Source organism: Leyella stercorea, assembly GCF_021531655.1.
Window position 1 is genome coordinate 1 of record NZ_JADYUF010000074.1, and the last position, 7578, is coordinate 7578.

Annotated in this window: 7 protein-coding genes; 1 reads left to right on the forward strand and 6 read right to left on the reverse strand. The window is 48.0% G+C overall.

From position 1 onward, the window contains the following. Positions 1-857 precede the first annotated feature (857 nt). The 6 genes from I6E49_RS13610 to I6E49_RS13635 form a co-directional block, all read right to left on the reverse strand. Complete coding sequence (locus I6E49_RS13610) at positions 858-1214, reverse strand: CHC2 zinc finger domain-containing protein (RefSeq protein ID WP_235402997.1); 357 nt, start codon at positions 1212-1214, stop codon at positions 858-860. A 37-nt stretch (positions 1215-1251) separates the two neighbouring features. Continuing rightward, positions 1252-2559 carry a hypothetical protein gene (locus I6E49_RS13615; protein WP_235402998.1) on the reverse strand — a complete coding sequence of 436 codons (1308 nt, stop codon included), beginning with the start codon at positions 2557-2559 and terminating at the stop codon, positions 1252-1254. A gap of 222 nt (positions 2560-2781) precedes the next feature. Further along, positions 2782-3351: a hypothetical protein gene (locus I6E49_RS13620; RefSeq protein WP_235402999.1), complete on the reverse strand. Its 570-nt coding sequence runs from the start codon at positions 3349-3351 to the stop codon at positions 2782-2784. A 351-nt stretch (positions 3352-3702) separates the two neighbouring features. Continuing rightward, on the reverse strand, positions 3703-4413 hold the full coding sequence (locus tag I6E49_RS13625; protein WP_235403000.1) for a hypothetical protein: 711 nt from the start codon (positions 4411-4413) through the stop codon (positions 3703-3705). Next, a complete protein-coding gene (locus I6E49_RS13630) occupies positions 4400-5059 on the reverse strand; it encodes a hypothetical protein (RefSeq protein WP_235403001.1) in 660 nt (219 codons plus the stop codon). Before I6E49_RS13630 ends, I6E49_RS13625 begins: the two co-directional genes overlap by 14 nt. Further along, positions 5016-6032, reverse strand: coding sequence for a hypothetical protein (locus I6E49_RS13635; RefSeq protein ID WP_235403002.1), 1017 nt, complete (start codon positions 6030-6032; stop codon positions 5016-5018). The genes I6E49_RS13630 and I6E49_RS13635 overlap by 44 nt, the downstream gene beginning before the upstream one ends. A gap of 530 nt (positions 6033-6562) precedes the next feature. Here I6E49_RS13635 and I6E49_RS13640 point away from each other — a divergent pair. Beyond that, the gene (locus I6E49_RS13640) at positions 6563-7420 is read left to right on the forward strand and encodes an HpaII family restriction endonuclease (protein WP_235403003.1); all 858 of its coding nucleotides are present in this window, start codon (positions 6563-6565) and stop codon (positions 7418-7420) included. Positions 7421-7578 lie beyond the last annotated feature (158 nt).

Below are 7578 nucleotides of genomic sequence, written 5' to 3' on the forward strand. Positions count from 1 at the left end.
GGGTGGGGCTTCTGGGTCTTATGACTTTGTGGGGAATGTTGGGCCGTTATTAGTTGTTAATTATTTGTTAATTATTTGTTGTTTATATTATTAGCAGTCGGTTCATACCGCTCCCCTCCCTGCGGGGGAGGGGCCAGGGGGTAGGGCTCCAGTCGGTTCATACCGCTCCCCTCCCTGCGGGGGAGGGGCCAGGGGGTAGGGCTTTTGGCCCTACTGTGCCTTCATGTAGTAGTCGGAGAAGTCCTTGCAGTCGGGTGGTAACTGATGGTGCTCCAGCGAGGGGAGGACTTCCTTGAGCTGCATGAAGAGCCGTTCGCCGGGAGCGTCGCGGTCGGGATACATGTGGAAGGTTGTGCCCAGACGTTCGGCGAGGTTGCACAGCAAGTCCTTGTCGGCTTTGGAGAGGAGCGTGGCTGATGGTATTGCCACCGCCTTGTGACCGGCGGAGAGCATGGCCCAGCAGTCGGAGCAGCCTTCCGTGATGTAGAGCGGTTCTTCGGGGCGCAGCATGGCTGTGACGGGCAGGTTGTAGATGGAGCATCGGGCGCCATAGGGGAAGCGGAAGCGGGGAGGAGTAGCCCCACCCCCTGCCCCTCCCCCGTAGGGAGGGGAGTGATGTGACTTTGTGGGACAATCTTCTTTGTTGGGCTTGTCCTTTTCGTGAAAAACTTCTTTCTCAGGTTTATGGTAGTCGAGGTTGCGGTTTTGTAATCCTATCAATTTGCCCGTGGCATCGAAGAAGGGCGTCTGCAGCCAATGTGTGCCTTGGCGGTCGGTCCATGATGTGAGCCGGCACCATCTGACGACGCGCGGGTTGAGCCTACGCTCGTCGAAGAGAAACCTTATGGCTTCGTCGCTCAGCCAGGGATGCTCGAAGTGGCGGGCGTAGCGCGAGGCGTCGAAGGAATTTTGAGTTTTGAGTTTTGAGTTTTGGGATTGTGTTCTTCTACTATTATGTTGGCGGAGTCGGCGAGCCATCGGCAAGCGTCTGGGAATGACTTGCGGAGGAGGTTGATGACGAGGTCGATTGTTCCGCCGTGCGCTCCGCAGGCGAAGCAACGGTAGGTGTTCTTGCGCACGTTGTACGACATGCTGGCGTGATGGTCGTCGTGGAAGGGGCATAGGCTCTTGTGACGCGTGACGCGCAGGCCGAGGCGCTCTGCCACAGCCTCAATGGGCTGTTGGCGGAGCTGAATGATAGTATCTTTGTCCATTTTTTAAGTGAAAAGTGAAAAATCCAATTCCTAATTCCTAACTCCTGATTCCTAACTTTTCCTTTGTCTTAGTGTAGAGTCCGGTTTGGGCGGAGTAGGTAATGAATCGACGGAACAGCCACACTCTCAATTGTCGCTTGGTACCCTCCTTGGGTTTGTCCATAGTAATACGTAGAGCTTCCAGCTGAGCCTCGTTGAACGAGTCGGGTAGGTCGTCGAGCATATTCTTCGGACCGCTCTTCTGAGCCTCCGTTATGCCCGTGTCGCCATCCTTAAGCATGTCGCCAAAGATTTGGTTCTTCGACCAAAGGTCGTAGTACATCAGCCACTCAACGAATTCGCTCATGGCTTTAGTCCATGTCTGTCCGTTCAGAATGTAGAGCACGCATCCCTTCTTCCAAGCGTTCACGATGGCTCGCTTGCTCATGTCCCATAGAGTGTCGTCGTCCGTCAGGTCGGCCAGGGCAGCCATGTCGGCAGCCATTTTGTCGGCCAGCTTGTTTAGCGGCTTCACGATGAAACGTCCCTTGCAAGCCTGCAGACGTACAATATATTGGTCGAGCGTGTCCAGAAAAGCCTCGTCGTACTTGCCTTGGCGTGGAATCTTGCCATCGCGGTTGCCACGGGCCTTGTAGGAGAAAGCTATGCGTCCGAGAGTGCCGTTGAAGAGGTCGCGCTTAAAGAAATTGCGAGCCTCGCCAGGAGTGCACGAAATGTTCATGTTGACACGTAGCACAGGATTGCCCGTTATGCCATCGGCCGTAGCACGCAGAGCGCCAGCCTTCTGCTTGTCGTAGACGTTGCGTATGGTCTGCGTCACCTGCTTATGACCGCCACACATTCTGTCTGCCATCTCCACCTCAGGCAGGTTGTAGTACTGAGTGTGCTCGCTGTCCTGCTCACAAGCCATAGCGTTTTGGATGAAGGCAGCATTGGTAACGTCAGATGGCGGAAACCAGAACGACACTTCAGGACGCACGGGTTTCTCTTTGTTAGCCCCCTTCGACTTAACGGTCTTTTGCCATTCCACCAACTTCTGTAGTTGCAACTCGTCATGCTGGCGAGCCCCACGCATAATAGCCTCCACTAAACGTTGCAGTTGACCCTTTCCACCTGCCGAACGAGCAACAATAGCAGTAATCAAGCCACATATTTCCTTCCAAGTAAGGTCGGGATACATAAATTCTGTACCACTAATGTGTGAAGCCAGAGAGTCAAAAATTAACGGAGCGATAGCCTCTTGCATGTCTTTTGACACCTGCGAGAACAAAAGTTTGGGCAATTCCAAGCCTTTGCCAAGGTTTGGCATGGCTGGAGCTGTAGGTTTTGTAATGTCGTAAATCATTGAATTATAGCCTTTTAGATGAATTTGCACCACTTCAAAGCGTTTCAGTTTCAGTTGTTTCAGTTGTTTTTAAGGGGGTATCAAGTTTCGTTTCCTTTATATAACTTATTGATTATTAATTAGTTATAAATGTTTAATAAGGGGGTTTGATACATAACTGACCCTTTGAAACGCAACTGAAACTGAAACAACTGAAACGCTTGGTTGTGATTGATTGTGTTTTTAGCCTACGTGTTTAGGAGTTTTATACACTTCCTCTCCGAGGCATCTCAAAGCCTTCAGGATTTCCTTCATCACCCCTACGGCAAAGCTCAAGGGGGTGAATCCGACACCAAAGTCCACCTCCTTGAAGTTGAACCTTACATGTCCGTCCCTCATGCGTCGCGTCACGCTGATGTACTTGCCTTCGAATATGTGTGGATTGCGAATGTTGGCATTGGCAGCAGTCAATCCTGTCTCCACAAACGCGTAATGGTCGTCCTTGTCATGGCAAAGCACGCCAGTATAGTTCTTGCCAATCTTCGCGATGCGGTCGTGGCGCAGGAATGTCTTCACGTCCACGCAGAGTTCGGTGTTGCGGAACCATCCGGAACCGGCAAAAAAGTCCGTTTCCCGTTCTACGGCAGCATAATCTTCGTCAGCTGCTTGTCCTCCGGCTGCAGCATCCTCATGCGAGTCTGCGCTTTGACGAAAAGCCTTAACAAAGAGTGAATTACTTGCGAACAGCTCTGTGATGATGTCGCATACCGGGCGAGGCTCGTTGCATGTTGTTGAGCCTGCCTGAAAATCCATGTTCTTTTGCATGATTACTTCGGACAGACAGGAATGGTTTGGTCTGTGCTGTCCTCGGCAATGGGGAAACGGGGACAGGAATTGTAAGCTAATTTCTGAAAACCGCTTACTGGAGGGAAAGGGAAGAGTGAAGAATCCATTTGAAAGGGAAAAGGGAAAAATCAATATGCCACGGGTAATGGTCAAAAGAATAGATTTTCAACACGAATTTCCATAAATTGTCCACGAATTATCCATAAATTATCTTTGAAAATTCGTAGTTGAATTTGTAGATGATTTACGGTAATTTGTGTTCAAAAAAAATGTAAGCGCTTACACAAACGCTTACATACAATATAAATAGCTTACATGCTATATGCCCTTGGTAGCCCTCAGAGAGCCTGCGCATACCTCATAAAAGGCGGAATCTTGGATGTCCTCCTCGTCCGCGTTGCCGGAGTTTCTTTCGGGTAGAGGATTGCTTGTGTCAAGAATAAAGACTGAAAAACTTATCCTATCCTCCGTCTTCTTATCGATGCGAGTCCTTGACGAGTTGGCTGTACGTCCAAATTGCCTTGCCACAAGATATTTTGCCGTACATCGTGTCTGCTTTTCCACGAAATTTTGCTTCAAGAGTTCCTGAAGCAGAATGGTAAGCGTGGCGCTTGTGCTAGTCCAATTGATGTTGCAATTGCATGGCAATCCTTCGAAAAGGCGGTCAAAGTCTTCGGGCCTTGTGCTCTCGTCAATCCACTTCCATTCCGTCCACTTCCGGTACAGAATGTCCACCCTATGCCTTTGCCGTTGGAGCAGTCCGTTGTTGCCATGCTTGTAGTATCTAATGGTCATAGGTTTCACGCTGGCAGCCACGGCTGTCTTCTTCTGCGTAGGCTTCTTCCTTTTTGGCGTGCTTGCTGTAGCCTGCATGCTGCTTGCAGGCGTGGCAGGAGGCATGGTGAAGGTACAGTTGGATATGTTTCCGAAGAACTGCTGGCAGTTGTAGTTGTGCTGCTCCTTGATATATGTAGGCTTGCGTCCGTTTGTTGGCAGCAAGTCGTCTGTGTCTTGTTCAGATTGCTTCATCTTGTGGTTGTGTTAAAAATTTAGGTTCATTCACCTCGCCCATAAACTGGTTGCAGCCCGAATTGTGCTGCTCCTTTACTATCTGCAAAGTCAGGTTGGCGTTGGGTGCCATTCTGTGCATGTTGTCCACGTGCTGCGCCATACGGCTCATCACGTCGCCATCCCATGCCTGCTGCCCGATCAGGCGGTCGAACCATCCGTCGGTCAAGGGCACAGAGAATATGCTGTCGAGCGTGTCGGTCCATCCCTCAAACTTGTTGTCAGCCACTACAGCCATCAGTTCTGCCGACAGATGGTGGCGGTAGAAAGGCTGGCAGCTGCTGTCGATGGCCAGAATGGCAAAGCCGAACACTATGCCCACGGCCTTGCGATGCTCCTCGGGGCTGACATGACGATCGAGACGTCGGAACCCGTTGTACTTGCCGAGCCATAGGTTGGGCAAGGCAGACAGCACGTCGCGACCCTTGGTGCCAATGGCAGACAGCAGCTCCATAGTCTCGGCAAAGCACTCTTCGGGGCACATCCCGAACTCCGTCAGCTCCGCCTCCAGCTGCTCCCCTATACAGCAAACAGCCTGGTACAACTCGTTGTCGGCATAGAACTCACTTACGAACTCTATTTCTGCGCTTTGGAATCTCTGTCTCATTTACGTAATCTTTCGTTTTTTCTTCCACAATGTCAAACCACTCCTCCAGTCTCGACCTGCCGTCGAGATTGCGCGCGCCATTGCCAAAATCGTTCAGCATGTCGATGGTCATGGGGAAGAATGCCTTCACGTAGTCGTTGATGCGATAGGTCTTGAAGTCCTTGAACGAGATGCTGATATCGTAGCCGTTCTCGCCACACAGCCTGATCATCTCAGCCAAGTCCGTATTTTTTCTGGACAGTTTTCCCTTGTTGTTCTGGTCAAATTCCATAGTAAAGAAACCTTTCAAGGCATCCGAAATCCTGACCGTGGCAAGCATGGCTTTCAGTCGGGCCGACTTCACCTCCATGGCGCTGGTCTTGTTGGTCTTCTTAGGGTTTTGGAATACGAACGACACGCGGCGTATAAAGTCGCCATGGTCGTAGATGCGCTCGTGCATAAACTGCCAGATATCTGTAGGGTTCATGCGCGCCTCGATGCGAATATGCAGGTCGAAGCGGTCGGCAAGGATGCGGTTGAAGTTGTACAGCAACATGTCGCGCAGCATGTCGGGCTTGCTGCTCCAAGCAGTAGATTTCTCGATGGCAATGAGGCAATGTCCGGGTCGGTTGTCGATAAGCACGTGGCAGTATGGATTCGACTCTATCTCCTGCTTCTCGTAGTTGTCGATGCCGTGGCTGTCCTTACCGTTGCGTGTCCACCAGTCCTTCAGTTGGCTGTTGTTGACGCGCCATACATAGATGTCGCCATGTTTGGCCATCACGTCGTTGGGCAGTCGGGTGAACTCCCCCTTCTTGTTCGACTTGCCCAGATTGTCAATCGAGTTTTTGTCGAACAGGCTGGCAAAGCATGCCTGTGCTATCTTGAGATTCTTAGATCCGTCTACGCCATTCTCCACACTCAGAACGGTAGGCTCAGGGTTCTTGTGAAAGTCGTATTTGTATATTGCATACAAGGAATTTTCTTTTTCCATAGATTAATACAGTTTCTAATTTGTTTGTTCAAGGTTCATCAGTTATCCGTAGCTATCCGTCAAACGAAAGACTGGAACAGTACTGAATACAAATTTAAGTAAATAATTTTGAACGGGGGAACAAATGAGGGAGAAATGTAGGGGAGAGGGGATTTTTTTATGTATTTGCTATAAGTTTCAAATGTAGAGTACAAAAATTGTTTAGCAGATACGTAAAAAATAGGTTTTGTGAATAATATGATTTTTAAAGGATTAGGACGTAAGAATTTCGAGATTATTTGTTAACTTTGCTCATTATTATATAGTTTGACTATATTTCGATTTTGAATAAACCTGTGTAGCAACAGGGCAAAAATAAGATTATTATGAAGAACAAGAATATAAACGACATAACATTGTTTCGATTCTGCAGCATTATTTTTCAGTTAATGTAAACTGTTTATTGAGAATAAAAATGTATCTTTGCATATATATATAATGAGTGGATCAAGAATTGATTCATATACCAAAGCATAATCTATATAAAAGTAATGGCACATTTAAATAAAACATTCGTGTGCGGTGGTACGGGTAGAGAGTGTAATTTAGTCCTTGACTTCCGTCAGACAGACCTCACACCGACTACAAATATAAAGGGTGAGATTAACAAAGAGGGCATCAGAAAAATGACCCCTCGTGAATGGGCTCGTCTTCAAGGCTATCCATATAATTTCAACATTGTTGTTGCTCCGACATTGGTCAATGCCTCTTTGCTAACGAATTTCCATTATCGCTTGACAAAGCCGTTGACACAGGCTCAAGTCGACTTGGTAAATAACATGAATGTCAAGCACGGAACTAAATTTATAACTGATGTTACGGGCAGATTGGCAAAAATCAAAGAACTGGGATCTGAGTTGCGATTCTGTGGTATACAACAAAACAAGAATAACGAGGATGTATTCCTTGAGAATCTTATATTGGTAGATTCCTTTATGCCGCAAATTTTAGCATGGTTGTTATATACAAGTTTTTCTACTGGTGAACGAAGAATAGACAAACTGACTGAAATGATAACGGAAGCAAATCCTATGGGATTTCCAATGACAGTAAACACCAAACATTACGAAGCGAAAGTAAAAAGATTGCTTATGGATTTCGCTTTGGGAATGTTGCCTGGGCAACCATGGGAACAGGCAGATCTTGCATCTGGAGTCTTGGTAGTGAAACCTTCTGGGGATATTGATTGTTATCATGTACTATACAAAGACACTTTGGAGGAATACTTATATCATGACTTGAAGTTTGAAACAGCTTCTGCTACCCGACATGATTTTGCAAGTATCAAAACTGATTCTCATGGAAACCAGTACTTCACTTTGAATCTTCAACTTAGATTTATTCAATAAATCATATAAAGCGGGCTGAACCAACGGTCACCGGCGCATAGCGGAAAGGTAAAGCCCAATTCCCTCCATAGGAGAGTGTGTCATGACTCAATTATGCGGGCTGAAAGCCCAATAAGCACATAGGAGGGCGTGTCAAAAGTCACAGCAGTACGCCCCGA